Below are 22,659 nucleotides of genomic sequence, written 5' to 3'. Positions count from 1 at the left end.
TTGAACTCCCTTGGCATTGTTCCCGATGACAGCCATGTAACGGAGGATGCTCCGCCGCACCATGCTCGCCGCGTCAGCCTTGGGAGTCGCGGCGCGGGCCCGGGCCTCGGTCGATGCCGGCCTTGCCGCCGAGGGCTGGACCCATGGCGAATACGAGGGCCGGCTGCATCCCGCCACCTTCACGCATCGCCCCGGCGGCCTGGCCATCTCCGGCGAGGCCGTCGGCAGCTTCGTCTGGCGGCGCGTGGAGGGGATCCCTGGCTGCCTCGCCTGGCGCTGGCGGGTGGATGCGGGGCCGCCCGCGACCCAGATCACCCGCCGCGGCGGCGACGACCGGGCCATCGGGATCACCGTGGGATTCCAGGGCTGGCCGCCCGAGGTCACGGCCTGGCAGCGCACCCAGCATTCCGTGGCCCAGCTGCGCGCCGGCGGTCATCGGCTTCCGCGCAGCCTGCTCATCTATGTCTGGGGCGGGACGGGCCGGGAGGCGCCGCTCTTTCCCAGCCCCTGGGTGCCCGGGATCGCCCGGGTGCGCGTCCTGCGCCCCGGCGGGGCGCCGCTGGGGCGGTGGTTCGAGGAGCGCGTGGACCTGGCCGCGGACTGGCGCGCGGGCTTCGGCGGCGACCCGCCCCCGCTGCAGGAAATCGCCATCGGCACCGACACCGAGGATACACAGGCCCGAATCTCGGCCATGGTGGAGCGGATCAGCTTCGGCCCATGCAGTGAGGTACGGTGATGCCCGTCGAGCGCAAGGAATTCCGGGATGCCATGGCGCGGCTCTGCGCGGCCGTGAACATCATCACGACCGACGGTCCCGCGGGGCGCGCCGGCTTCACCGCCAGCGCCATGTGCAGCGTGACCGACAGCCCGCCGACGCTGCTGGTCTGCATGAACAAGGGTGTCTCCTCGGCCGAGACCTTCCGGCAGAACGGCGTCCTCTGCGTGAACACGCTGGCGGCGGAGCAGCAGGAGCTCTCGGGCATCTTCGCGGGCTTCACCGGCGTGGACGGGGCCGCGCGCTTCGAGAGCGGGGGCTGGAGCAGCCTCGCCACCGGCGCGCCCGCGCTGGACGGCGCGATGGTCGCCTTCGACGGACGCATCACCGACATGGTGGAGAAGGGCACGCACCTCGTGGTCTTCGCCGAGATCGAAGCGATCCGGCTCGGCGAGGGGGTGGATGCGGCGCTGCTCTACTTCGCGCGGGACTACCGGCGGGTGGGCGTGGCGGCCTGAGCGGCCGTCACCACTCCCCGTAGAACACGCCCGCCGCCTTGTGGCGGTCGGTGCGGAACTCGGCCTCGGCCCAGGTGAGCGTCGTGCGGGTCTTGAGATTGGTCGCCCAGTCCAGCAGGCGTCCGCGCATGTCGATCCGGACCGGCTCCAGCGCCGGATCCTCGCCGCGATCGAGGAACTCCTCCGGATCGGCGGCGAGGTCGTAGAGCTGCGGCCGGATCCCGCTGGTCCAGTGGATGTACTTCCACCGCTCCGTCCGGACCATGAAGCCGCGATGATTGCCCGTCGGCAGGCCGAGCCGCCGCCGCGCGCCGCGGAAGGTCCAGTCCAGCTCGCTGAACACGGCCTCGCGCCAGTCGGGCGCCTCACGGCGCAGCAGCGGCAGCAGCGAGCGTCCCTCCAGCAGATGCGGCTGCGGCTCCAGTCCCAGCGCATCCAGGATGGTCGGGAGACAGTCGATGGCCTCCACGAAGCGGTCGTCCACCATCCCGCGCGTCGCATCCGCCTCGGGCGAAGGATCATGGAGAAGGAAGGGCACGCGCTGGATGCAATCATGAAACAGCTCCTTCTCGCCGAGCCAGTGGTCGCCGAGATAGTCGCCGTGGTCGGAGGTGAAGATCACCAGCGTGTCCTCCCAGCGGCCCGTTCGCTCCAGCAGGTCCCAGACGCGGCCGAGATGCGCGTCGATCTGCGAGATCAGCCCCTGGTACGTCGGCCGCACGGCGGCGATGCAGTCGTCGCGCTGGAAGCTCTGGGCGACCTCCTCGTTCTGGAATTCCCGCAGCACGGGATGCGCCGCGGCGCCGCGCTCGGCGGGATGGCGGCGGACCGGCGGGCACTGCTCGGGCGTGTACATGGCGTGGTAAGGCGCGGGTGCGATGTAGGGCCAGTGCGGTTTCACATAGGAGAGGTGCAGCACCCAGGGGGTCTCGCCCTGGTCCTCGATGAAGCGCAGCGCCTGGCCGGTGGTATAGGCGGTTTCGCTGTGCTCCTCGCGCACGCGGGCGGGGAGGCCGGCATGGCGCATCTTCCAGCCGTTGAGCACTTCGCCGCGCTCGTTCTCCACGGCGATGACGTGGTCGGTCCAGGGATCGGGGCTGTCATAGCCGTTGGATCGGAGCCAATGGGCATAGGCGCTGTCGGTCTCGGCATGGTGGCCGTCATGCCGGTCGACGAGGGTGAACCAGCCCTCGCGCAGCAGCACGGCGAGCTCGTCCTGCCCGTCGAGCAGGAGGCGCTTCATGCCGCGCGCATCGGGCAGCATATGCGTCTTGCCGGCGAGCGCGAGCGTCCGGCCCGCCTCGCGCAGGTGCCAGCCGAGTGTCACCTCGCCGACCGAAAGCGGCACGCGGTTGTGGGTCGCCCCATGTGAGGCGACGTAGCGCCCCGTATAGAAGCTCATCCGCGAGGGGCCGCAGATGCCCGACTGCACATAGGCCTGGGAGAACCGCACGCCGCGCGCGGCCAGCGCGTCGATGTTCGGCGTCCGCAGGAAAGGGTGGCCCGAGCAGCCGAGATGGTCCCAGCGCAGCTGGTCGCACATGATGAACAGGACGTTGCGCGCGGCCATTGGCGTTTCCCTTGCTGCGCGGCATCGTAGCGGGAAGTCCGGCTGCGGTCGCCTGAGGTGGAAGGCCGAAGGCGTGAACCGCCGCCGCAACACGCTTCAGGAAACGCCATGTCCCGCTTCACCACGCTCACGCCAGAGACCATGACGCCGCGCCAGAAGGAGGTCGCCGGGAATATCGGCGCCGGCGCGCGCTCGGGCATCAAGGGGCCATTCCCGGCCTGGCTGCACAGCCCGGACATGGCCGACGCCATGCAGCGCGCCGGCCGCTTCATGCGCTGGGACAGCAGCTTCCCCGCGCGCCTCTCGGAACTGGCGATCATCATCACGGCCAAGGCCTATGAGGCGCGCTACGAATGGTTCGCGCATCTGCCGCTGGCCCTGCAGGGCGGCCTCAGGGCGGAGATCGGCGAGGCCGTCCGTACCGGCATGCAGCCGCGCGACATGGCGGAGGATGAGTCCGCGGTCTACCACTTCTGCACCGAGCTCCACCGCGACAAGGACGTGAGCGACGCGGCCTTCGAGAAGGCCAAGGCGCTGTTCGGCGAGAAGGGCGTGGCCGAGCTGCTCGGCATCTGCGGCTATTACGCGGCGGTGGGCCTCACGCTGAATGTGGCGCGCGTGCCGCTGCCGGAGGGGACGCCCCACCCCTTCGGCTGAGGCTCAGCGGGGCCGGCGGAAGGCCTCGTTGTTCGCCATCCCCGCCGCGCTGGAGACCTGCCGCAGGAAGGGCAGGTTCCCCAGCCGCCGCAGCACCTCCTCGGGCGGGACGGTGAAGAAGGAGCCGGACAGCGCCGCCAGCGCCCGGGCCTGGCTCCCAGCGCGCAGCGACTGGCTGGCCTGCCGCAGGAGCTGTTCCACGGCGTCGTTCGGCGCCGTGAGGCTGATGCCGAGGGCGCGACGCATCTCCAGCACCGCGGCCTGGAGCTCCTGCGTGGTCGCCGGATTCGCCTGCACGGACCAGATCGGGTCGTCGCGGAAGCTGCGGGCCAGGAATTCCAGCTGGGCCGCGGCCATGGCCGCGCCCGCCGGATCGCCGTCCCAGCGTGAGGTGTCGCCGAGATTCCGGGTGGCGTAGAGCGCGGCGCCGCGGATCGGATCCCCCCAGCCGCCGAGGTAATCGGTGACCGGGTCCTGCGCGCAGCCGGCGGCCAGGAGGGGGAGGGCGAGGAGGGAGCGGCGTTTCATATGTTTATTCTGGCATGGCGCATCTTGCCCGTCAGCACGCACGCTGCCACACACCCGCACGGGATGAATGACGCCGCCAACCCGTTCTCGCCGCCCGGCCTCCTTCCGGCTGGGCTCATGGATCTGCTGCCGCCCGAGGCGGAGCAGGAGGCGTCGCTCGTCGAGGCCCTGATGGAAGGCTTTGGCCGGTACGGCTATGAGCGGGTGAAGCCGCCCTTGCTGGAATTCGAGGAAGGTCTCCTGGCCGGCTCCGGCGCGGCGGTGGCCGAGCAGACCTTCCGCCTCATGGACCCGGTCAGCCAGCGCATGATGGGCCTGCGCGCCGACACCACGCCCCAGGTGGCGCGCATCGCCGCCACCCGGCTCGGCCTCCAGGCCCGGCCGCTGCGGCTCTGCTATTCCGGCCAGGTGCTGCGGGTGCGCGGCTCCGAACTCGCCCCCTCGCGCCAGCTGCCGCAGGCCGGCATCGAGCTGATCGGCGGCGCGGCCCCGGAGGCGGATGCCGAGGTCGCCCTGGTCGCGGCCGAGGCGCTGGCCCGGGTGGGCGTCACGGGCATCACGCTGGACGTCACCCTCCCGCGCATGGCGCATGCCCTGCTGGACGCCGCGGGCGTCTCGCCGGCCCTGGCCGAGCGGCTGGTCCGCGCCCTGGACCGCAAGGACGCCGCCGCCGTCGCCGCCCTGGCTGACGGGGCCGGACCCGTCGCCGCCCTGCTGCCCCGGCTGCTGGGCGCCGCGGGGCCCGCCGCCCCTGCCGTCGAGGTGCTGCGCTCGGCCGATCTGCCCGAGTCCGCGCAAGCCATCGCGGAGAACGCCGCGGCCATCATCGAGGCCATCTCCGCCCGCGCGCCCGGCCTGCGCGTCACGCTGGATCCCGTGGAGTTCCGGGGCTTCCAGTATCATGTGGGCGTGGCCTTCACGATCTTCGGCCCGGGACGGACCGGCGAGCTCGCGCGCGGCGGGCGCTACCTCTCCGTCAATGACGAGCCGGCGACCGGCATGACCCTCTATCCGGACGCCGTGCTCCGCGCGGTTCCGCGGCCCGTCTCGCGCCCGCGCTGCTTCCTACCGCTCGGCACGCCCGCGGCGGCCGGCGCGGCGCTGCGCGACCAGGGCTTCGCCACCGTCGCGGCGCTCTCCGCCGCCGACCAGGCCGGCGCGCTGCGCTGCACGCATCTATGGGACGGCCAGCGTGCCGTCCCGATCGGGAAAGGTACCGGCTGATGGCCAATGTCGCCGTGATCGGCGCTCAATGGGGCGACGAGGGCAAGGGCAAGGTGGTGGACTGGCTCGCGAGCCGGGCCGACATCGTGGTGCGCTTCCAGGGTGGCCACAATGCGGGCCATACGCTCGTCGTGGGCGAGACCACCTACAAGCTGAGCCTGCTCCCCTCGGGCGTGGTGCGCGGCAAGCTGGGCATCATCGGCAACGGCGTCGTGCTCGACCCCGATGCGCTGCTGTCGGAGATCGAGAAGGTGCGCGGGCAGGGGCTCGATGTCGGCCCGCACAACCTGCGGGTGGCGGACAACGTGCCGCTCATCCTGCCGCTGCACCCGGCGCTGGACCGCGCGCGCGAGGCCGCCCGCGGCGAGGACAAGATCGGCACCACGGGCCGCGGCATCGGCCCGGCCTATGAGGACAAGGTGGGCCGCCGCGCCATCCGCCTGTGCGATCTCGCCGAGCCGGAGACGCTCTCCGCCAAGCTCGACGAGCTGCTGCTGCACCACAACTCGCTGCTGCGCGGGCTGGGCTCGCCGGAATTCGAGAAGCAGGCGCTGCTGGACGGGTTGCTGGCCCTGGCGCCGAAGCTGCTCCCCTATGCCGAGCCCGTCTGGGAGCGCCTCGACGCCGCGCGCCGCGAGGGCCGCCGCGTGCTCTTCGAGGGGGCGCAGGCCGTGATGCTCGACGTCGACCACGGCACCTATCCCTATGTGACCAGCAGCAACACCGTCGCAGGCAATGCGGCGGCGGGCGCGGGCGTGGGGCCGGATTCGATCGGCCTCGTGCTCGGCATCGCCAAGGCCTATGCGACGCGCGTGGGCTCCGGCCCCTTCCCGAGCGAGCTCTTCGACGAGACCGGCAGGCTGCTCGGCGAGCGCGGCCGGGAGTTCGGCACGGTGACCGGCCGCCCCCGCCGCTGCGGCTGGTTCGACGCGGCAATGGTGCGCCAGGCGGTGAAGATCGGCGGCGTGAACGGGCTGGTGCTGACCAAGCTCGACGTGCTGGACGGGCTCAGGGAGCTGAAGATCTGCGTGGGCTACCGCGTGGACGGGGCGGTCCTGAGGCATCTCCCCGCCGCGATGAAGGCCCAGGCCAAGGCCGAGCCGGTCTTCGAGTCGATGGAAGGCTGGTCCGGATCGACCCGGGGGGCGCGCAGCTATGCCGAGCTGCCGGCCCAGGCGGTGAAGTATGTCCGCCGCATCGAGGAGCTGGTGGAGGCGCCGGTGATGATGCTCAGCACCTCGCCCGATCGCGACGACACGATCGCGCTGAGGGATCCCTTCGCGGGGTAGGACGGCATAGGGGACGATCAGCCCTCGGCCAGCAGCGCCCCCAGATCCAGCCGGCGGGTGAACATGGTCATCCTGCCCTGGTCGTCCACCGGCCATTCCTCGCGCGGGCGGTCGCGGTAGAGTTCGACGCCGTTGCCGTCCGGATCGCGCAGGTAGAGCGCCTCGCTCACCCCGTGGTCCGACGCGCCTTCCAGCGCGATCCCGGCCTCCCGCAGGCGCTTCAGCACGGCGGCCAGCGCGGCCCGGTCCGGGTAGAGGATCGCCACGTGGTACAGCCCGGTATGCCCCGCCGGCGGCGGCGAGCCGCCCAGGCTTTCCCAGGTGTTGAGCGCGATGTGATGGTGGTAGCCGCCCGCCGAGAGGAAGGCGACGCTTGGCCCCTGGATCATCACCTCCAGCCCGAGCACGCCCTGCCAGAAGTCCAGCGCGCGCGGGATGTCGGCCACCTTGAGATGGACATGGCCGATGCGGGTCTCGGCCGGGGCGCGGTAGGCGGGGAGGTTCGTATCCATGCCGGGATATTGGCACCGCGGCGGGCCCCGGGGCCAATCACGGATGGAAATGACGGCCATCAGCGGCGGTTCGTCACCAGCCAGAGCCCGGCGAAGACCAGCGCCGCGGCCGGCAGGGTGAGGGGGCCCATGCGCTCGCCGAAGATGACGGCCCCCCAGACCACGCCCATGAGGGTGACGACATAGCCCGACTGGCTGGTGATCACGCTGCCAGCCCGCACCAGCAGCCCGAAATAGACGAGATAGGCCACCCCGGTCATTGCGGCCTGCACCGGCAGCAGCGCCTCGCCCAGCGGCTCGGCCTCGCCCGGGACGTGGAACTGCCCCAGCGCCAGGCCCAGCACCGCCATGAAGAGGGCGGCCGCGACGAGCGTACCGGCGGCCGCGGCCAGCGGCTGGGTGCCGCGCGGCGCCCATTGCGCGCCGATCAGGTTGGAGGCGGCGTAGCAGACGGGGCAGAGCGCGGCGAAGAGCGCCCAGCCGATCAGCGAGGGATCCGGCAGCGCCGCCCCCGGCGCCATGGCCAGCGCCACCCCGGCGAAGCCCAGCGCCGTGCCGCCCAGGCTGCGCGCATTCAGCCGCTCCTGTCCCATCAGCGCCGCGCCCAGGACGGTCAGCATGGGGGAAAGCGGCATGAGCAGCGCGAAGAAGCCGGCCGGGATATGCGGCAGCGCCGTGTAGGCGACGAGGTTGGCGAGCGCGAAGCCGGTGAGCCCGGCGGCCGCATAGTAGCGCAGGTGCACGCCTTCGAGCGGGATCGGGATCCGCCTGGCCAGGCAGATCAGTGCCAGCAGCAGCGCCGAGCCCAGCGCCGCCCAGAAGCCGAAGCCCAACCCGGGCACGCCCGCCGCCATGGCCAGCTTCGCGAGGGAAGGGCTGAGACCCCAGATGCTGCCCAGGACCAGGAGACTCGGCAGGGTCCGGGCGATGTTCATTGGAGGCCAGTCGCGCCGGAGCGGCCGATGATGTCAACCGTTGAACCGGCCCTTGCCCATGCCACATCCTGCAGGCCCATGCTGCTCCCCGACTCCGAGACCATCGAGCTCAGGCGCGACCCGCTCCTGCCACCGGAGCCATGCCCGGTGGTCTGGAAGCGCTCGGCCCGGGCGCGGCGCGTCTCCCTGCGCATCGATCCGCTGGAAGGCGCTGTGGTGGTGACCCTGCCCAACCGCGTCGGCCGGCGCCATGGGCTCGCGCTGCTGTCGGAGCATGCCGGCTGGGTCATGCAGCGCCTGGCGGCATTGGCGCCGGAGCGGCCCTTCGAGCCGGGCGCCAGCGTGCCGATCGGCGGGGTGGATCACGTCATCCGCCATGAGCCCGCCCGGCGCGGGGCGGCCTTCCTCGAGGAGGGCGTGCTGGTCGTGACCGGCGATGCCGCCTTCGTCGCCCGCCGCGTGAGGGATTTCCTGCGCGCGGAGGCGCTGCGGCGGATCGGCGCCGCGGCCCGGCCCCATGCCGAGGCGCTGGGCGTCGTGCCGCGCGCCATCCGGCTGAAGGACACGCGCAGCCGCTGGGGCAGCTGCGCCCCCGACCGCACCCTGGCCTTTTCCTGGCGGCTCGTCCTCGCGCCGGACTGGGTGCTGGACTATGTCGTCGCGCACGAGGTCGCGCATCTGCGCGAGATGAACCATTCCGACCGGTTCTGGGCGCATGTGGAGGCGCGCACGCCCCATCGCCAAGCCGCCACCGAGTGGCTGCGACGGCACGGCGCGGCGCTCCAGCGGGTGGGCTGAACGCGCTGGCGGCGGGTTGCCGAGGCGCGGCGCCGGACAAGGACGTTGCGGTGAAAGTCTGATCGAACGGACCGTCTGCTCAGGCGTTTCTTCTTGACACATGCGGGAGCGGGGCATCTCCTCGAGACCCAACTCCTTGGATGGGAGGACGAAATGAACATCGAACTCTCGCGTCGAGGCCTTCTGAAGGTCGCGGGCGCGGGTGTTGCGGCGACATCGGTGACGGCGATGGGCTTCGGCGAGGCGGAGGCGGCCGTCATCGCCCATGTCCGCCCGCTAAAGCTCGTGAACACCACCGAGACGCGCAACACCTGCACCTACTGCTCCGTCGCCTGCGGCGTGATCCTGTATTCGCGCGGCGACGTCCGGAAGGGCGAGCACGCGGAGCTGCTCCATGTCGAAGGCGACGCGGACCATCCCACGAATCTCGGCACGCTCTGCCCCAAGGGCGCGGCGCTGCGGGACTTCGTGAGGTCCGAGACGCGGCTCAGCTTCCCCAAGATCCGCCGCCCCGGTTCCGACCGCTTCGAGCAGGTCAGCTGGGACGTTGCGCTGGACCGCATCGCGCGCCTGATGAAGGACGACCGCGACGCGAACTTCATCGCCCGGAACCAGGCGGGGACGGCGGTGAACCGCTGGACCACCACCGGCATGCTCGCGGCCTCGGCCACCACCAACGAGACGGCCTGGACGACCTTCAAGGTCGCCAAGACGCTCGGCATCGCCGGATTCGACAACCAGGCGCGCGTCTGACACGGCCCCACGGTGTCCAGTTTGGGCCCGACATTTGGCCGTGGAGCGATGACCAACTCCTGGACGGATATCAGGAACACCGACCTCGTCGTCGTCATGGGCGGCAATGCGGCGGAGGCGCATCCCTGCGGCTTCAAATGGGTCACGGAGGCGAAGGCCCATCGCGGCGCGAAGCTCATCGTCGTCGATCCGCGATTCACGCGCACGGCCTCGGTCGCGGATTTCTACGCGCCGATCCGGCAGGGGACGGACATCGCCTTCCTGCTGGGGGTGATCAACCACTGCATCCGGAACGACCGCGTGCAGTGGGAGTACACCAAGGCCTTCACCAATGCCTCCTTTATCGTGAAGGAGGGCTTCGGCTACAGCGACGGCCTCTTCACCGGCTATGACGAGGAGAAGCGCGACTACGACCGGACGAACTGGGACTACGAGATCGGCGAGGACGGCTTCGCCCGGGTGGACCCGACGCTGCAGCACCCGCGCTGCGTCTGGAACCTGCTGAAGCAGCACGTCGCGGTCTACACGCCCGAGATGGTGCAGCGCATCTGCGGCACGCCGCAGGACAAGTTCCTGCGGGTCGCGCAGATGATCTCCGAATGCTCGACGCCGACCAGGACCATGACGTCGATGTACGCGCTGGGCTGGACGCAGCATTCGCACGGCTCGCAGAACATCCGCGCCATGGCGATGCTCCAGCTCATCCTGGGCAATATCGGCGTGCGCGGCGGCGGCATGAACGCGCTGCGCGGGCATTCCAACATCCAGGGCCTGACCGATCTGGGCCTCATGTCGCACCTGCTCACCGGCTACCTGAACATGCCGACCGAGCAGGAGGTGGACTACGCGACCTACATGCAGTCGCGCCAGTTCAGGCCGCTGCGGCCCGGCCAGACCAGCTACTGGCAGAACTACTCGAAGTTCTTCGTGAGCTTGCAGAAGGCCATGTGGGGCGATGCCGCCCGTGCCGAGAACGACTGGTGCTACGACTATATCTCCAAGCTCGACGTGCCGTCCTACGACATCCTGCGCATGTTCGAGCTGATGAACCAGGGGCGGGTGAACGGCTATATCTGCCAGGGCTTCAACCCGCTGATGGCCTTCCCCGACCGCGGCAAGTGCACCGCCGCCCTGTCGAAGCTCAAGTTCCTCGTCACGATGGATCCGCTCGAGACGGAGACGGCGCGCTTCTGGGAGAATCACGGCGAGTTCAACGACGTTAACCCGGCGAGCATCCGCACCGAGGTGATCCAGCTGCCCACCACCTGCTTCGCGGAGGATGAGGGCTCGCTCACCAATTCGGGGCGGTGGCTGCAATGGTTCTGGCCGGCGGCGACCCCGCCCGGTGAGGCCCGCAAGGACATCTGGATCATGTCGCAGATCTTCCTGCGCATGCGGGAGCTGTACCGGAAGGAGGGCGGGGCCTTCCCCGACCCGATCCTCAACCTGTCCTGGAACTACCACGACCCGAACGAGCCCGAGGCCGAGGAACTGGCGAAGGAGATCAACGGGCGCGCGCTCGTCGATCTTACCGACCCGGCCGACCCGTCCAGGGTGCTGGTGCCTGCCGGCAAGCAGGTGGTGAACTTCTCCCAGCTGCGCGACGACGGCTCCACCATGTGCGGCTGCTGGATCTATTCCGGCTGCTTCAACGAGGCGGGCAACAACATGGCCCGTCGCGGGACGGAAGACCCCGACGGGACGGGGGCCTATCTCAACTGGACCTTCGCCTGGCCGCTCAACCGGCGCACGCTCTACAACCGTGCCTCGGCCGATCTGCAGGGCAAGCCTTGGGATCCCAGCCGCAAGCTGCTGGAGTGGAACGGCACGCAATGGACCGGCTACGACGTGCCGGATATCGGGCCGACCTCGAGGCCCGACCAGGTGATGCCCTTCATCATGAACCAGGAGGGATCCGCCCGCCTGTTCAGCCGCGGCATGATGCGCGACGGACCCTTCCCCGCGCATATGGAGCCCTTCGAATCACCGGTGCCCAACGTCCTCAACCCGAGGATGCGCGGCAATCCCGTGGCGCGCATCTTCCAGAGCGATGTGCCGCGCTTCGGCAATTCCGAGGAGTTCCCCTTCGCGGCCACCACCTACCGGCTGACCGAGCACTTCCACTACTGGACCAAGCACAACAAGGTGAATGCCGCCTTGCAGCCGGAGTTCTTCGTGGAGATCTCGCATGAGCTCGCGGCCATGCGCGGCATCACCGGCGGGGGCTGGGTGCGCGTCTGGTCGAAGCGCGGCTCGGTGAAGGCCAAGGCGGTGGTGACGCGGCGCATCCAGCCGCTGAACTGCGACGGCGGGCGCGTGGTCCATGTGGTCGGCATCCCCATCCACTGGGGCTTCACCGGCGCGGCGAAGAAGGGTCACAGCGCGAACACGCTCTCGCCCTTCGTCGGGGACGCCAATATCGAGACGCCGGGCTTCAAGGCCTTCCTCGTCAATATCGAGCCCACCACGCCGCCAGGAGTCGTGTCATGAGCGGGACCATGGCCGAACAGCCCCGCACGGCGGTCAGCAATCCGCCGGTGCGGGCGCTCGCCGCCAATTTCGGCGAGCAGGACCTGGTCCGCCGCTCGGCGACCGGGAGCCTGCCGGCGCCGCAGCGCCAGCTCACCCCGGTCGCCAAGCTGATCGACGTCTCCAAGTGCATCGGCTGCAAGGCCTGCCAGTCCGCCTGCATCGAGTGGAACGACACCGATCCCGCGGTCGGCGTGAATGCGGGTGTCTACGAGAACCCGCACGACCTCACGGACCAGATGTACACCCTCATGCGGTTCACCGAATGGGTGAACCCGGAGACGAGCAATCTCGAATGGCTGATCCGCAAGGACGGCTGCATGCACTGCGCCGATCCGGGCTGCCTCAAGGCCTGCCCGGCGCCGGGCGCGATCGTGCAATACACCAACGGCATCGTGGACTTCATCCAGGCGAACTGCATCGGCTGCGGCTATTGCGTGAAGGGCTGCCCCTTCAACATCCCGCGCATCTCGCAGGCCGACCACCGCGCCTACAAATGCACCCTCTGCTCCGACCGCGTGGCCGTGGGCCAGGGCCCGGCCTGCGCCAAGGCCTGCCCGACCCAGGCCATCGTCTTCGGCACCAAGGAGGACATGAAGAAGCACGCCGATGGGCGCATCGCCGACCTGAAGTCGCGCGGCTTCGCCAATGCCGGGCTCTACGACCCGCCGGGCGTCGGCGGCACGCATGTGATGTACGTGCTCCATCATGCCGACAAGCCGGGCATCTACTCGGACCTGCCGGAAAATCCGCGCATCTCGCCGCTGGTCGAGACCTGGAAGGGCATGACGAAGTATGTCGGCCTGGCCGTGATGGGCTTCGCGGCGGTGGGCAGCATCGTGCACGGCATCTTCGGCCGGGCGAACCGCGTCGCCCGCGAGGACGAGGAGAATGCCGAGAAGCTGGTCGACGGCCGGCCCGTGCCGCCGCCGGCCTCGGAGGAGCGTGCGGGATGAGCGCGGTCGTTCCTCCCATTCCCCAGGGGAATGCTCAGAAGGGCGACGCCGTCCATCCCGGCTCCCCGGTCACGGTGAACCGCTACACGCCGATGAAGCGGCTCAACCATTGGATCACCGCGGCGAGCCTGATCCTGCTGGCGCTTTCCGGCCTCGCGCTCTTCACGCCGTCGCTGTTCTTCCTGACCGGCCTCTTCGGCGGCGGGCAGAACACGCGCGCCTTCCATCCCTGGATCGGGGTGGTGCTGTTCCTCAGCTTCTTCATCTTCTTCTTCCAGCTCTGGAAGGCCAACCTGCCGGAGCGGACGGACTGGATCTGGCTGAGGAAGATCAAGGACGTGGTCGGCAGCCACGAGGAGAACCTGCCGGAGCTCGGCAAGTACAACGCCGGGCAGAAGTTCATCTTCTGGAGCATGACGGCGCTGATCCTGGTGCTGATCGTCAGCGGCGTGATGATCTGGGAACAGTATTTCACCCAGTACACGAGCATCCCGGTGCGGCGCATCGCGGTGCTGGCGCATTCCATCGCGGCCGTGCTGATCATCTGCGTCTTCATCCTGCACGTCTACGCCGCCATCTGGACGCGCGGGACGCTGCGGGCGATGACGCGCGGCACGGTCACCGGCGGCTGGGCCTGGCGGCACCATCGGAAATGGCTGCGCGAGCTCGCGGCGCGGCGTAAGGTCGGTCCCGCCGAGTAGCGGCATTTCCTGCGTGGCCGGTCCGGCCCATAGAGGTTCCATGGCGGGTATTTCCGGAATTCAGCCCGATCCCTCGATGATCGGGCGCATCGTCAAGCCGCCCTTCGCCATCCTGCCCGACCCGGCGGGGATGTTTTCCACCCGCGCGGCCCGCTTCGCGGAGCTGGCGGAAGGCAGCCCGCTGGCGCCCTACCTCCGCTTCCTTGCCGGGCTGGCCGCCGTCCAGGCGGAGCTGGCCGCGACGCTGCCGCCCGCGGCGCCGATCGCGCCGGAGCAGGTGGAGCGCGCGCGCACCGGCCGTATGCCGCCGCTCGACCGGAAGCTGCTGGAGAAGGCGCCCGAACTGCGCGACACCCTCGCCCGCTTCTTCGAGGCGGCGCTGCCGCTGGAGAAGCCGCTCCAGGCCGCGGAGGCGCTGGACATGCTGCGCCGCGCACCGCCCGAAATCCTCGACGCGATGATCGGCCATGTACTGGCCGATGCCATTCCCTTCGACGCGCTGCCGCCGCACCTCTTCCTCGCGGCGGCGATGCAGGTGCATGCGGCGCGGCTCGCCTCCACGCTGGACGCCGGGCGGCTGGTGCCGGTCGAGACCGGCCTCTGCCCCGTCTGCGGCGGTCCGCCGGCCGGCTCGGTCGTGTCTGGGCGAATGGGCACGGAGAACTCGCGCTACGCCTGCTGCGCCTTCTGCGGCACCCAGTGGAACGAGGTGCGCATCAAGTGCCTGGCCTGCGGGTCCACCAAGGGCGTCGGCTACAAATCCGCCGAGGGCGAGGAGGACGCGGTCATCAAGGCCGAGACCTGCGACACCTGCCGGAGCTGGGTGAAGATCCTGTATCAGAACCGCAATCCCTCGCTCGAATGCATCGCGGACGACGTGGGCAGCCTCGGGCTCGACCTGCTGATGCAGGGCACGGAGTACCGGCGCGCGGGCTTCGATCCCTTCCTGATCGGCTACTGACATGGCGGACAGGCCGGACCTGCGCGGGCTGCCTTCGGTGGACCGGGTGCTGGGCGCATCCGAAGCCGCCATCATGCGGCACGGCCGCGCAGAGGTGACGGCGGCGATCCGCGCCGTGCTGGCCGAGGCGCGCGCCGGCGCGGAGCCGTTGCTGCCGACGGCCGAGGCGGTCGCCGCCGGTGTCGTGACACGGCTGGAGGCACGGGACCGCTCCCCGCTGCGGCCGCTCTTCAACCTGACGGGCACGGTGCTGCACACCAATCTCGGCCGTGCCGTCCTGGCCGAGGCGGCGATCGAGGCCGCCACCGCTGCCATGCGCGAGGCGGTCGCGCTGGAATTCGAGCTGGACACGGGGAAGCGCGGCGAGCGCGACGACCATCTGCGCGGCCTGCTCCGCGAGCTGACCGGCGCCGAGGATGCGACGCTGGTCAACAACAACGCCGCCGCCGTGCTGATCGCGCTGAACACCTTGGGCTCGGGGCGCGAGGCGATCGTCTCGCGCGGCGAGCTGATCGAGATCGGCGGCGCCTTCCGCATGCCTGACATCATGGCCCGCGCCAGCGTCGCGCTGGTCGAGGTCGGCACGACCAACCGCACGCATCCCAAGGACTATCGCGGCGCCTTGCGGGCGGAGACGGGGCTGATCCTCAAGGTCCACACCTCCAACTACCGGATCGAGGGCTTCACCGCCGAGGTGGGCGGCGCCGCGCTGTCGGCCATCGCGCGCGAGGCGGGCGTGCCGCTGCTGAACGACCTGGGCTCCGGCACGCTGGTGGACCTCTCGCGCTGGGGATTGGCCCGCGAGCCCACGGTGCGCGAAGCGGTGGCCGAGGGCGCGGACCTCGTCACCTTCTCGGGGGACAAGCTGCTGGGCGGGCCGCAGGCGGGCTTCATCGTCGGCCGCAAGGACCTGATCGCCGCGATCAACCGCAACCCGATGAAGCGCGCGCTGCGCGTGGACAAGCTGCGGCTGGCCGCGCTGGAGGCCACGCTGAAGCTCTATCGCGATCCGGATCGCCTCGCGGAACGTCTGCCCACGCTGCGCATGCTGGCGCGCGAGGCGGCCGAGATCGGTGCCCAGGCGCAGCGCCTTGCGCCGCTCGTGGCCAAGCTTGTGCCGCCCGGCATTGCCGTCGAGACCTGCGCCTGCCGCAGCCAGATCGGCTCCGGCGCGCTGCCGCTGGACACGCTGGCCAGCCACGGGCTGCGCCTCGTCGCGCTGCGCGGCCGCGATCTGGAGGCGCTGGCTGCTTCGCTGCGTGCGCTGCCGCGTCCGGTGATCGGCCGCGTGCAGGACGGCGCGCTGGTCCTGGACCTGCGCTGCCTGTCCGACGAGGCCGGCTTCCTGGAGACGCTTCGTGGCCTGGCTTGATCGCCTTCGTCGCGCGCCCGCGCCGCCGCCCGATCCGATGGAAGAGGCCATGGCCGCCTTCCGCACCGGTGACTACGCGATGGCGCTGGAGCTCTGGGAGCCGCTGGCCCGCAACGGCAATCCACGCGCGCAGTCCAATATCGGCGGCTGCTTCGCCGAAGGACTCGGTGTGCCCGTGAATCCGCGCATAGCGGAAAAGTGGCTGACGCTCTCGGCCGAGGCCGGCTACGCGCCCGGCCAGCGCAACCTCGCGGCCCTCTACCTCCGCGGCGGCGAGGGCGTGGAGGCGGACCCGGCACGCGCCGCGGAACTGTACCGCGCCGCCGCCGAGCAGGGCGACACCCTCGCGCAGGATATGTTCAGCTGGATGCTGCTGGAGGGCGAGGTGATGCCCGCCGACCCCGAGGAAGCGCGCCGCTGGGCGCTGCTCGCGGCCGAGGCCGGCATCGCCTCCTCCATGACGCGCATGGGCATGCTTTATCACCACGCCCTCGGCGTGGAGCGCGACGTGGCCAGGGCCGCCGCCTGGTGGCGCAAGGGCGCGGCGCTGGGCGATGCCGACGGCCAGGCCATGCTGGGCGCCGCCCTGCACATGGGCGCCGGCGTGGAGCGCGATCCCGTCGAGGCGCTGGCCTGGCTCATGCGGGCGCAGGCCGGCGGCAGCAAGCTGGCGCGGCCCTTCCTCGGCCCCGTCCGCGCCTCGCTGGACGATGCCGGCCTGGAGGAGGCCGAGCGCCGCGCCGGGATCCCGCTGCCATGAAGGACGGGCGATGATCGTCGGCACGGCGGGACACATCGACCACGGCAAGACCTCGCTCGTGAAAGCGCTGACCGGCGTCGACACCGACCGGTTGAAGGAGGAGAAGGCGCGCGGCATCACCGTCGATCTCGGCTTTGCCTATCTGCCGCAGGGCAATGATGAGCGGGTGATCGGCTTCGTGGACGTGCCCGGCCATGAGCGCTTCGTGCACACCATGCTGGCCGGCGCCAGCGGGATCGACTTCGCGCTGCTGGTGGTGGCCGCCGATGACGGCGTGATGCCGCAGACGCGCGAGCACCTGGCCATCCTGGATCTGCTCGGCATCCGGCGCGGGCTGGTGGCGCTGAGCAAGGCCGACCTCGCCGATGCCGGGCGCATCGCCGGGCTGACCGCCGAGCTGCACGAGCTGCTGGCCGACACCGCGCTCGAGGCGGCGCCGGTGCTGCCCGTCTCGGCCCAGAGCGGGCAGGGGATGAAGGCGCTGCGGGCCGCGCTCGCCTATGCCGAGGCCGCGACGGCGGAGCCGGGCGAGGGGGGCGCCTTCCGCCTGGCCGTGGACCGCTGCTTCACGCTGGCGGGCGCGGGCACGGTGGTCACCGGCACGGTGCTGTCGGGGGCGGTCGCGGTCGGTGACCAACTGGTGGTCAGCCCCTCGGGCCTGCCGGCGCGGGTGCGCTCCATCCATGCGCAGAACCGGCCGGCGGAGCGCGGGCTGGCGGGGCAGCGCTGCGCGCTCAACATCGCCGGCCGCGACATCGCGAAGGACGCGGTCGCGCGCGGCGACATGATCCTGGCCCCCGCGCTGCACGCGCCGACGGACCGGATCGACGCGGCCTTCCGCGTGCTGCCCGGCGAACCGAAGCCCATCGGCACCTGGTTTCCCGCCCGGTTGCACCACGGCAGCGCCGAGGTGGGCGCGCGCCTCGTGCCGCTCGACGACCCCATCGAGCCGGGCGGCGGCGGGCTGGTGCAGCTCGTGCTCGACCGGCCGGTCGCCGCAGCGGTGGGCGACCGCTTCATCCTGCGCGACGTGTCGGCGCAGCGGACCATCGGCGGCGGGCGCTTCCTCGACCTGCGCGCGCCCGCGCGCAAGCGCCGCACGGCCGAGCGGCTGGCGCAGCTGGACGCCCTGTCCGAGCGCGACCCGCCGCGCGCCTTCGCCCGGTTGCTGGAGACGGCGCCCTTCCAGGTGGAGCTGAACGGCTTCGCCCGGGACCACGCGCTCGGCGCCGCGGAGGCCGATGCGCTCGCCGGGCGCGCCGTGACCATCGTGGCCGAGGGCGCGCGGGTCGCCCTGTCGCAGGAGGGCTGGGCGGGGTTCCGGAACAGCCTGCTGTCGGAGCTGGCGCGCCATCACGAGGAGAATGCGGACCAGCAGGGCATCGGCCGCGAGCGGCTGCGCCTGCTCGTCCAGCCTCGGCTGCCGGCGCCGGCCTTCAAGGTGGCGCTGGAGCGGCTGGCCGGGGCCGGCGAGCTCGTGCTGGAGGGCGCCTTTCTGCGCCTGCCGGGCCACGAGGTCCGCCTCGATCCGGCCGACGAGGTGCTTCAGGCCCGCATCCTGCCGCTGCTCGGCGCCGAGGCCCGCTTCCGCCCGCCCCGGGTGCGCGACATCGCCGGCCTGCTCGGCGTCGCCGAGCCGGAGGTGCGCCGGCTGCTCAAGGCCTGCGCGCGGCTCGGCCGCGTGGACCAGATCGCGCACGACCACTTCTTCCTGCGCGCCACCACGGCCGAGATGGTGCGGATCGCGATCGAGGTCGCCGGCGCGTCCGAAGGCGGGGAATTCGCCGCCGCGGCCTTTCGTGATCGCATGGACAACGGGCGCAAGGTCGCGATCCAGATCCTGGATTTCCTCGACCGCCAGGGGGTAACCTTGCGCCGCGGGGACCTCAGGCGCATCAACCCGCACCGTGCCGATCTGTACGGAGGAGAGGCGTCCCCGGTGGGGCGTCCGGACTTCAAATCCGGGTGGGGCAGCGAGACTGTCCCGGGTGGGTTCGACTCCCATTCTCTTCCGCCGGACGCCGCATGACGCCGCCGTGGGAGACCGATTTCGACGAATGGCTGGCCGCGACCCATCGCGAGGCCGGCGACTTCACCGTGCTCTTCGTGCTCATGGCGATCGACGTGACGAGCGTGACGCCGCTGCGGAGCGCCTGGCTCCATGTGCTGGGCGACAAGACGCGCTGGGCAGAGATGGCGCAGCTCTTCGCCGGCGCCGGGGTGGACTGGTCCGGCGTGGTCTTCTGGCGCGCGGGCCGGGAGGGGCTGGTGCCGGACGCCGAGGCCCGCGCGCGGCTGAACGCGCTGACCCGCAAGCTCCACGAAGACCGCACGCTCATCCGCGACGGTGACTTCTTCAATGCCGAAGGGCTGCGGCTCCAGCTCGAGGAGATGAAGCCGCACTGATCCTCAGCAGGCGGCCTCCGGCCGGGCGGGCGCGGCGATCGGGTCGAGTCCGCGCGCGGTGGGCGCCTGCCAGGTGGGTGAGTCCTGCGTGGCGCCCTGGGTGTTGGTGCCGATATGCGAGCCGCCCATGCCGCCGGTCCAGCCGGTGGAGCCGGCGTTACCGGGCGCGGTGCCGTCGCCGCGGCCCGGCTGGGGCGGCGTGGCGGCCTCGGCGCGGCCCGAAGGATTGCAGCCCTGGGCGCTGCTCTGGCCGAAGGGCGGCTGCTGCTGCGGCTGCTGGGCGAAGGCGGGCGCGGCGAGGGCCAGCGCCCCGATCAGCGGGAGGGAAAAGCGCATCGGACGTCTCCTGTCCTTTCAGAAGGAAGCGCCGTCGCGCCCGATGGGTTGCCTCTACGAGACCACGACGCGCGCCGGCCCCGCCTCGACCGTGCCGATCCGGCGCGTCAGCGGATAGCCGGCGGCGCGAATGCGCTCCGCCAGCCCCTCCGCGGCCTCCGCCGCGCAGGCGATCAGCAGACCGCCGGAGGTCTGCGGGTCGGCCAGGAGCAGGCGCTGCCAGTCCGGGCAATCCGCGGGCAGGTCGATGCTGGCGCCATAGCTGTCCCAGTTACGGTGCGAGGCGCCGGTGATGAAGCCCTGCTGCGCTAGAGCCGCCGCGTGCCGCAGGAAAGGCACGGCCTCCCGCTCGATCCGCAGCGTGAGGCCCGAGCCGCGCGCCATCTCGAGCCCATGGCCGAGGATCCCGAAGCCGGTGACGTCGGTGACGCCATGCACGGCCGGGTCGGCCGGGAGCTCCGCGCCCACGCGGTTCAGCAGGGTGGTGGTGGCGATCATCTCTGCATAGGCGCCCTCGGGCAGGCGGTCCTTCTTGATGGCGGCCGAGTAGATGCCGACGCCGATCCCCTTGGTCAGGATCAGCGCGTCGCCAGCCCGCGCGCCGGTGTTGCGCAGGATGCGGTCGGGCCGGCCCAGGCCGATCACCGCGAGCCCATAGACCGGCTCCGGGCAGTCGATGGAATGCCCGCCGGCCACGGGGATGCCCGCCTCGGCGCAGATGGCCGCGCCGCCGGCCAGGATGCGCCGGACCACGGAGGGGTCCAGCTTGCCGATCGGCATGCCGAGGATCGCCAGTGCCATGATCGGCTTCCCGCCCATGGCGTAGATGTCGGAGATGGCGTTGGCGGCGGCGATTCGGCCGAAATCCCCGGGATCGTCCACCATGGGCATGAAGAAGTCGGTCGTCGCCATGACGGTCAGGTTGTCGTCCACCTTCCAGACGGCCGCGTCGTCCGCAGTCTCGGAGCCGACGAGGAGCTGCGCGAAGGGCCCGGCCATGGGCTGGTCGGCCAGCAGGCTCTGCAGCACCGAGGGCGCCAGCTTGCAGCCGCAGCCGCCGCCATGGGCCAGCTCGGTCAGGCGGATCATCGGGACGTCCATGGCGTGCTCTCCCAGCGTTGGAAGAGGAATCTGGGCGCTTCCCGGGCTTTTGCCAGGATCGGCCTGCCGCCGCGGCCATCGCGATTCCTGACGACCGGACGATCGCCAGGATATATGACTTGCCATCGATCCTCGCGGGGCACGGCCACGTTGCGCGAGGGCGGGGAAGCTCCACGGGGATATCTATGCGCTCGACGATCTGGATCGCCCTCGGCCTCCTGTGCCTCGCGGCCGAGGCGCCCGCCCGCGACGATCCTCCCGTGGGCGCCCGGTCCGCCGCCCCGTCGCGAGGCTCGCGGCTGGGCGCCATGCCGGCCTCCCTGGGCGCCGCGGACCTCCCCGCCGGCGCCATCTTCGCCGAGGCGCGCCGGAGCATCTGGGCGGTGCGCGCGGCCGCATCGAACGGTGTCGTCACCCAGGGCTCGGCCGTGGCGGTGTCCAGCCACCAGCTGCTCACGACCTGCCACCTGCTGCGCGGCGAAGGCGCCATCGAAATCCGACAGGGGGCGGCCCGGCGGCGGGCTTCGCTGATCCTTCGCGACGAGCGCCTGGACCGGTGCGTCCTCGCCGTGGGGGAGCCGGTGCTCGTGCCGGTCCGCGCGGTCCGGCCTTTCCGGCAGGTCGGCGTGGGAGAGCGGGTCTATACGATCAGCGCGCCGGCCGGCGCGGAACTCCGGCTGGGAGAGGGGGTCGTCACCGGGCTGGATCCCGCTGTCCCGATCCTGCAGACCAACGCCCCGATGCTGCCCGGTTCGAGCGGGGGCGCCCTGGTCGATGCGCGCGGAAACCTCGTCGGGATCGTCGCCTTCCGGGCACGCGAGGCGCATTCGCTCGGCTTCGCCCTCGTGGCCGAGAGCTACTGGAGCCTTCCATAGCGTGTGCATCGGTTCCGCGGGACTGCAGTCGTTGTCGCCGCGGCGTGGAGCGTGGCTTCCCATGGGTGGATGGTGCCGTTGGGGCAGCGGCAAGATGACGGCGCCACTTTCATGCGCTTGGCAGGGGCCGACGTTTCATTAACCTGCATGCACCGATTCCAGAATCTTCCTTCCACAGGAGGCCTGACTTGCCCCGGATCCTTGCCGCTCTCGCCCTTGCCTCCACGCTGGGCGCATGCGTTGTCGCTGAACCGCCCCTCCGTCCCGCCGGGGTGGCCTATATCGCCCCCACTTACGCCATTCCTGCGCCGGGTTTCGAGTGGCGCTACCATGCGACCCATGGCTGGGGCTGGTGGCATCCGCATTACGGCTGGCATCGGGGATGGCGCTGAAAGCTAGGTCGGAGCACGCGCGGAGCCCGAACGACTGGGAGGGCTCGGCGCCGCTGGCCCTCGCCCGACCGTTGGCCGCCAGGGCGGCGAGTTCTGCCAGTTCCAAACGATCCTGGACCCTTCACCGCTGATCGCCCCCCTCGGCACGGTCATCGGAACGGCGGGTACGCCTGTGCATGGGGAGCCGCTTTGGGCCTTGGGCCCCCAAGCGTAGAATTAACGGCGGGTTAGGTCTAAGACCCAGCCCAGTGCCTTCCCGCCGCTGGAGATACCAATGGCCATCACAGACATGTTCTCCGCCGCAGACGGAGTCCTGACCTTCGCGCCGTCCAGCAAGAAGGAAATGCTCGAGATGCTGGCGGCGGAGGTCTCCGCCCGGATCGGCCAGCCCAAGGCCAAGGTTCTCGAGGCCATCCTCGCCCGCGAGAAGCTGGGCTCCACCGCCCTCGGCCGCGGCGTGGCGCTGCCGCATGCGCGGGTGGACTGGCTGGAGGCGCCGGTCGCGCTCCTGGCCCGGCTCGCGCGGCCCATCGAGATGGAGGCGCGCGACGGCGAGCCGGTGGACCTCGTCTTCCTGGTCCTCTGGCCCGAATCCGCCTCGGAAGGATTTCTCCCGGCCCTGTCGGACATCTGCCGCGCCCTGCGCGACAACCAGTTGCCCCGGCAGCTCCGCCAGGCGCGTTCCGATGCCGAGGCGCTGCAGGCCCTCCTGGCGGCAGACCGGCCCCAGCTCTGATCCGCCGGCCCCAAGGCCCCCGACGCCTCGCGGCC

At 71.1% G+C, this 22,659-nt stretch carries 21 protein-coding genes, 1 tRNA gene and 1 pseudogene; 17 read left to right on the top strand and 6 right to left on the bottom strand.

Annotation, left to right across the window (positions count from 1 at the left end; translation table 11 throughout):
* Positions 1-46 precede the first annotated feature (46 nt).
* On the top strand, positions 47-736 hold the full coding sequence (locus EJV46_RS05215) for a DUF3047 domain-containing protein (RefSeq protein ID WP_131547513.1): 690 nt from the start codon (positions 47-49) through the stop codon (positions 734-736).
* The gene (locus EJV46_RS05210) at positions 736-1,233 is read left to right on the top strand and encodes a flavin reductase (protein ID WP_131547512.1); all 498 of its coding nucleotides are present in this window, start codon (positions 736-738) and stop codon (positions 1,231-1,233) included. The genes EJV46_RS05215 and EJV46_RS05210 overlap by 1 nt, the downstream gene beginning before the upstream one ends.
* A gap of 7 nt (positions 1,234-1,240) precedes the next feature.
* Here EJV46_RS05210 and EJV46_RS05205 read toward each other — a convergent pair whose 3' ends face one another.
* Positions 1,241-2,803 (bottom strand): sulfatase-like hydrolase/transferase, encoded by a 1,563-nt coding sequence (locus tag EJV46_RS05205; RefSeq protein ID WP_131547511.1) that lies wholly within the window; start codon positions 2,801-2,803, stop codon positions 1,241-1,243.
* A gap of 108 nt (positions 2,804-2,911) precedes the next feature.
* Here EJV46_RS05205 and EJV46_RS05200 point away from each other — a divergent pair, with 108 nt between their 5' ends.
* Positions 2,912-3,460, top strand: a complete 549-nt coding sequence (locus tag EJV46_RS05200) for a carboxymuconolactone decarboxylase family protein (protein WP_131547510.1) — start codon at positions 2,912-2,914, stop codon at positions 3,458-3,460.
* Positions 3,461-3,463: 3 nt separating this feature from the next.
* Here EJV46_RS05200 and EJV46_RS05195 read toward each other — a convergent pair whose 3' ends face one another.
* Entirely contained in the window at positions 3,464-3,988 is a 525-nt protein-coding gene (locus tag EJV46_RS05195) for a hypothetical protein (protein WP_131547509.1), read from the bottom strand.
* 117 nt (positions 3,989-4,105) lie between these two features.
* On the opposite strand from EJV46_RS05195, the gene EJV46_RS05190 reads away from it, so the two are divergent.
* On the top strand, positions 4,106-5,212 hold the full coding sequence (locus EJV46_RS05190) for an ATP phosphoribosyltransferase regulatory subunit (protein ID WP_240782408.1): 1,107 nt from the start codon (positions 4,106-4,108) through the stop codon (positions 5,210-5,212).
* Positions 5,212-6,501 (top strand): adenylosuccinate synthase, encoded by a 1,290-nt coding sequence (locus tag EJV46_RS05185; protein WP_131547507.1) that lies wholly within the window; start codon positions 5,212-5,214, stop codon positions 6,499-6,501. Before EJV46_RS05190 ends, EJV46_RS05185 begins: the two co-directional genes overlap by 1 nt.
* 17 nt (positions 6,502-6,518) lie before the next feature.
* Here the strand turns inward: EJV46_RS05185 and EJV46_RS05180 are convergent, their stop codons facing one another.
* Both EJV46_RS05180 and EJV46_RS05175 read right to left on the bottom strand, forming a co-directional pair.
* Positions 6,519-7,013: a VOC family protein gene (locus EJV46_RS05180; RefSeq protein WP_131547506.1), complete on the bottom strand. Its 495-nt coding sequence runs from the start codon at positions 7,011-7,013 to the stop codon at positions 6,519-6,521.
* A gap of 59 nt (positions 7,014-7,072) precedes the next feature.
* Positions 7,073-7,948, bottom strand: coding sequence for a DMT family transporter (locus EJV46_RS05175; protein ID WP_131547505.1), 876 nt, complete (start codon positions 7,946-7,948; stop codon positions 7,073-7,075).
* A 78-nt stretch (positions 7,949-8,026) separates the two neighbouring features.
* Here EJV46_RS05175 and EJV46_RS05170 point away from each other — a divergent pair, with 78 nt between their 5' ends.
* From EJV46_RS05170 to EJV46_RS05130, 10 genes and pseudogenes are all read left to right on the top strand, one after another.
* Positions 8,027-8,746 (top strand): M48 family metallopeptidase, encoded by a 720-nt coding sequence (locus EJV46_RS05170; protein WP_131547504.1) that lies wholly within the window; start codon positions 8,027-8,029, stop codon positions 8,744-8,746.
* Positions 8,747-8,899: 153 nt separating this feature from the next.
* The gene (gene fdnG, locus EJV46_RS05165) at positions 8,900-11,989 is read left to right on the top strand and encodes a formate dehydrogenase-N subunit alpha (protein ID WP_131547503.1); all 3,090 of its coding nucleotides are present in this window, start codon (positions 8,900-8,902) and stop codon (positions 11,987-11,989) included.
* Positions 11,986-12,984, top strand: a complete 999-nt coding sequence (gene fdxH / locus EJV46_RS05160) for a formate dehydrogenase subunit beta (protein WP_305000524.1) — start codon at positions 11,986-11,988, stop codon at positions 12,982-12,984. The genes fdnG and fdxH overlap by 4 nt, the downstream gene beginning before the upstream one ends.
* Complete coding sequence (locus tag EJV46_RS05155) at positions 12,981-13,685, top strand: formate dehydrogenase subunit gamma (RefSeq protein ID WP_131547502.1); 705 nt, start codon at positions 12,981-12,983, stop codon at positions 13,683-13,685. Before fdxH ends, EJV46_RS05155 begins: the two co-directional genes overlap by 4 nt.
* A gap of 40 nt (positions 13,686-13,725) precedes the next feature.
* Complete coding sequence (gene fdhE / locus EJV46_RS05150; RefSeq protein WP_131547501.1) at positions 13,726-14,646, top strand: formate dehydrogenase accessory protein FdhE; 921 nt, start codon at positions 13,726-13,728, stop codon at positions 14,644-14,646.
* Between the two features lies 1 nt (position 14,647).
* Positions 14,648-16,018, top strand: a complete 1,371-nt coding sequence (selA, locus tag EJV46_RS05145; protein WP_131547500.1) for an L-seryl-tRNA(Sec) selenium transferase — start codon at positions 14,648-14,650, stop codon at positions 16,016-16,018.
* Complete coding sequence (locus EJV46_RS05140) at positions 16,005-16,778, top strand: tetratricopeptide repeat protein (RefSeq protein ID WP_206020703.1); 774 nt, start codon at positions 16,005-16,007, stop codon at positions 16,776-16,778. The genes selA and EJV46_RS05140 overlap by 14 nt, the downstream gene beginning before the upstream one ends.
* Positions 16,729-18,612 (top strand): annotated as a pseudogene (gene selB / locus EJV46_RS05135) (selenocysteine-specific translation elongation factor); the annotation flags it as partial. The gene EJV46_RS05140 and the pseudogene selB, both read left to right, overlap by 50 nt.
* Positions 18,613-18,699: 87 nt before the next feature.
* Positions 18,700-18,792 (top strand) — tRNA-Sec (locus tag EJV46_RS22695).
* 11 nt (positions 18,793-18,803) lie between these two features.
* A complete protein-coding gene (locus EJV46_RS05130) occupies positions 18,804-19,184 on the top strand; it encodes a hypothetical protein (RefSeq protein WP_131547498.1) in 381 nt (126 codons plus the stop codon).
* A gap of 3 nt (positions 19,185-19,187) precedes the next feature.
* Here EJV46_RS05130 and EJV46_RS05125 read toward each other — a convergent pair whose 3' ends face one another.
* Both EJV46_RS05125 and selD read right to left on the bottom strand, forming a co-directional pair.
* A complete protein-coding gene (locus EJV46_RS05125; protein WP_131547497.1) occupies positions 19,188-19,520 on the bottom strand; it encodes a hypothetical protein in 333 nt (110 codons plus the stop codon).
* Between the two features lie 54 nt (positions 19,521-19,574).
* The gene (gene selD / locus EJV46_RS05120) at positions 19,575-20,621 is read right to left on the bottom strand and encodes a selenide, water dikinase SelD (RefSeq protein ID WP_131547496.1); all 1,047 of its coding nucleotides are present in this window, start codon (positions 20,619-20,621) and stop codon (positions 19,575-19,577) included.
* A gap of 185 nt (positions 20,622-20,806) precedes the next feature.
* Between selD and EJV46_RS05115 the strand changes: the two genes are divergently transcribed.
* Both EJV46_RS05115 and EJV46_RS05105 read left to right on the top strand, forming a co-directional pair.
* On the top strand, positions 20,807-21,496 hold the full coding sequence (locus EJV46_RS05115) for a serine protease (RefSeq protein ID WP_131547495.1): 690 nt from the start codon (positions 20,807-20,809) through the stop codon (positions 21,494-21,496).
* 666 nt (positions 21,497-22,162) lie between these two features.
* Positions 22,163-22,624, top strand: a complete 462-nt coding sequence (locus tag EJV46_RS05105; protein ID WP_131547493.1) for a PTS sugar transporter subunit IIA — start codon at positions 22,163-22,165, stop codon at positions 22,622-22,624.
* The last annotated feature ends 35 nt before the right edge of the window (positions 22,625-22,659 follow it).

It is taken from the genome of Roseococcus sp. SYP-B2431 (genome assembly GCF_004336745.1).
Lineage (GTDB): Bacteria > Pseudomonadota > Alphaproteobacteria > Acetobacterales > Acetobacteraceae > Roseococcus.
This window is presented reverse-complemented; position numbering and strand designations above follow the sequence as displayed.

Coding starts and splice junctions, on each gene's coding strand:
- EJV46_RS05215 (WP_131547513.1), top strand. CDS start 47: ATGCTCCGCCGCACCATGCTCGCCGCGTCAGCCTTGGGAGTCGCGGCG.
- EJV46_RS05210 (WP_131547512.1), top strand. CDS start 736: ATGCCCGTCGAGCGCAAGGAATTCCGGGATGCCATGGCGCGGCTCTGC.
- EJV46_RS05205 (WP_131547511.1), bottom strand. CDS start 2,803: ATGGCCGCGCGCAACGTCCTGTTCATCATGTGCGACCAGCTGCGCTGG.
- EJV46_RS05200 (WP_131547510.1), top strand. CDS start 2,912: ATGTCCCGCTTCACCACGCTCACGCCAGAGACCATGACGCCGCGCCAG.
- EJV46_RS05195 (WP_131547509.1), bottom strand. CDS start 3,988: ATGAAACGCCGCTCCCTCCTCGCCCTCCCCCTCCTGGCCGCCGGCTGC.
- EJV46_RS05190 (WP_240782408.1), top strand. CDS start 4,106: ATGGATCTGCTGCCGCCCGAGGCGGAGCAGGAGGCGTCGCTCGTCGAG.
- EJV46_RS05185 (WP_131547507.1), top strand. CDS start 5,212: ATGGCCAATGTCGCCGTGATCGGCGCTCAATGGGGCGACGAGGGCAAG.
- EJV46_RS05180 (WP_131547506.1), bottom strand. CDS start 7,013: ATGGATACGAACCTCCCCGCCTACCGCGCCCCGGCCGAGACCCGCATC.
- EJV46_RS05175 (WP_131547505.1), bottom strand. CDS start 7,948: ATGAACATCGCCCGGACCCTGCCGAGTCTCCTGGTCCTGGGCAGCATC.
- EJV46_RS05170 (WP_131547504.1), top strand. CDS start 8,027: ATGCTGCTCCCCGACTCCGAGACCATCGAGCTCAGGCGCGACCCGCTC.
- fdxH (WP_305000524.1), top strand. CDS start 11,986: ATGAGCGGGACCATGGCCGAACAGCCCCGCACGGCGGTCAGCAATCCG.
- EJV46_RS05155 (WP_131547502.1), top strand. CDS start 12,981: ATGAGCGCGGTCGTTCCTCCCATTCCCCAGGGGAATGCTCAGAAGGGC.
- fdhE (WP_131547501.1), top strand. CDS start 13,726: ATGGCGGGTATTTCCGGAATTCAGCCCGATCCCTCGATGATCGGGCGC.
- selA (WP_131547500.1), top strand. CDS start 14,648: ATGGCGGACAGGCCGGACCTGCGCGGGCTGCCTTCGGTGGACCGGGTG.
- EJV46_RS05130 (WP_131547498.1), top strand. CDS start 18,804: ATGACGCCGCCGTGGGAGACCGATTTCGACGAATGGCTGGCCGCGACC.
- EJV46_RS05125 (WP_131547497.1), bottom strand. CDS start 19,520: ATGCGCTTTTCCCTCCCGCTGATCGGGGCGCTGGCCCTCGCCGCGCCC.
- selD (WP_131547496.1), bottom strand. CDS start 20,621: ATGGACGTCCCGATGATCCGCCTGACCGAGCTGGCCCATGGCGGCGGC.
- EJV46_RS05115 (WP_131547495.1), top strand. CDS start 20,807: ATGCGCTCGACGATCTGGATCGCCCTCGGCCTCCTGTGCCTCGCGGCC.
- EJV46_RS05105 (WP_131547493.1), top strand. CDS start 22,163: ATGGCCATCACAGACATGTTCTCCGCCGCAGACGGAGTCCTGACCTTC.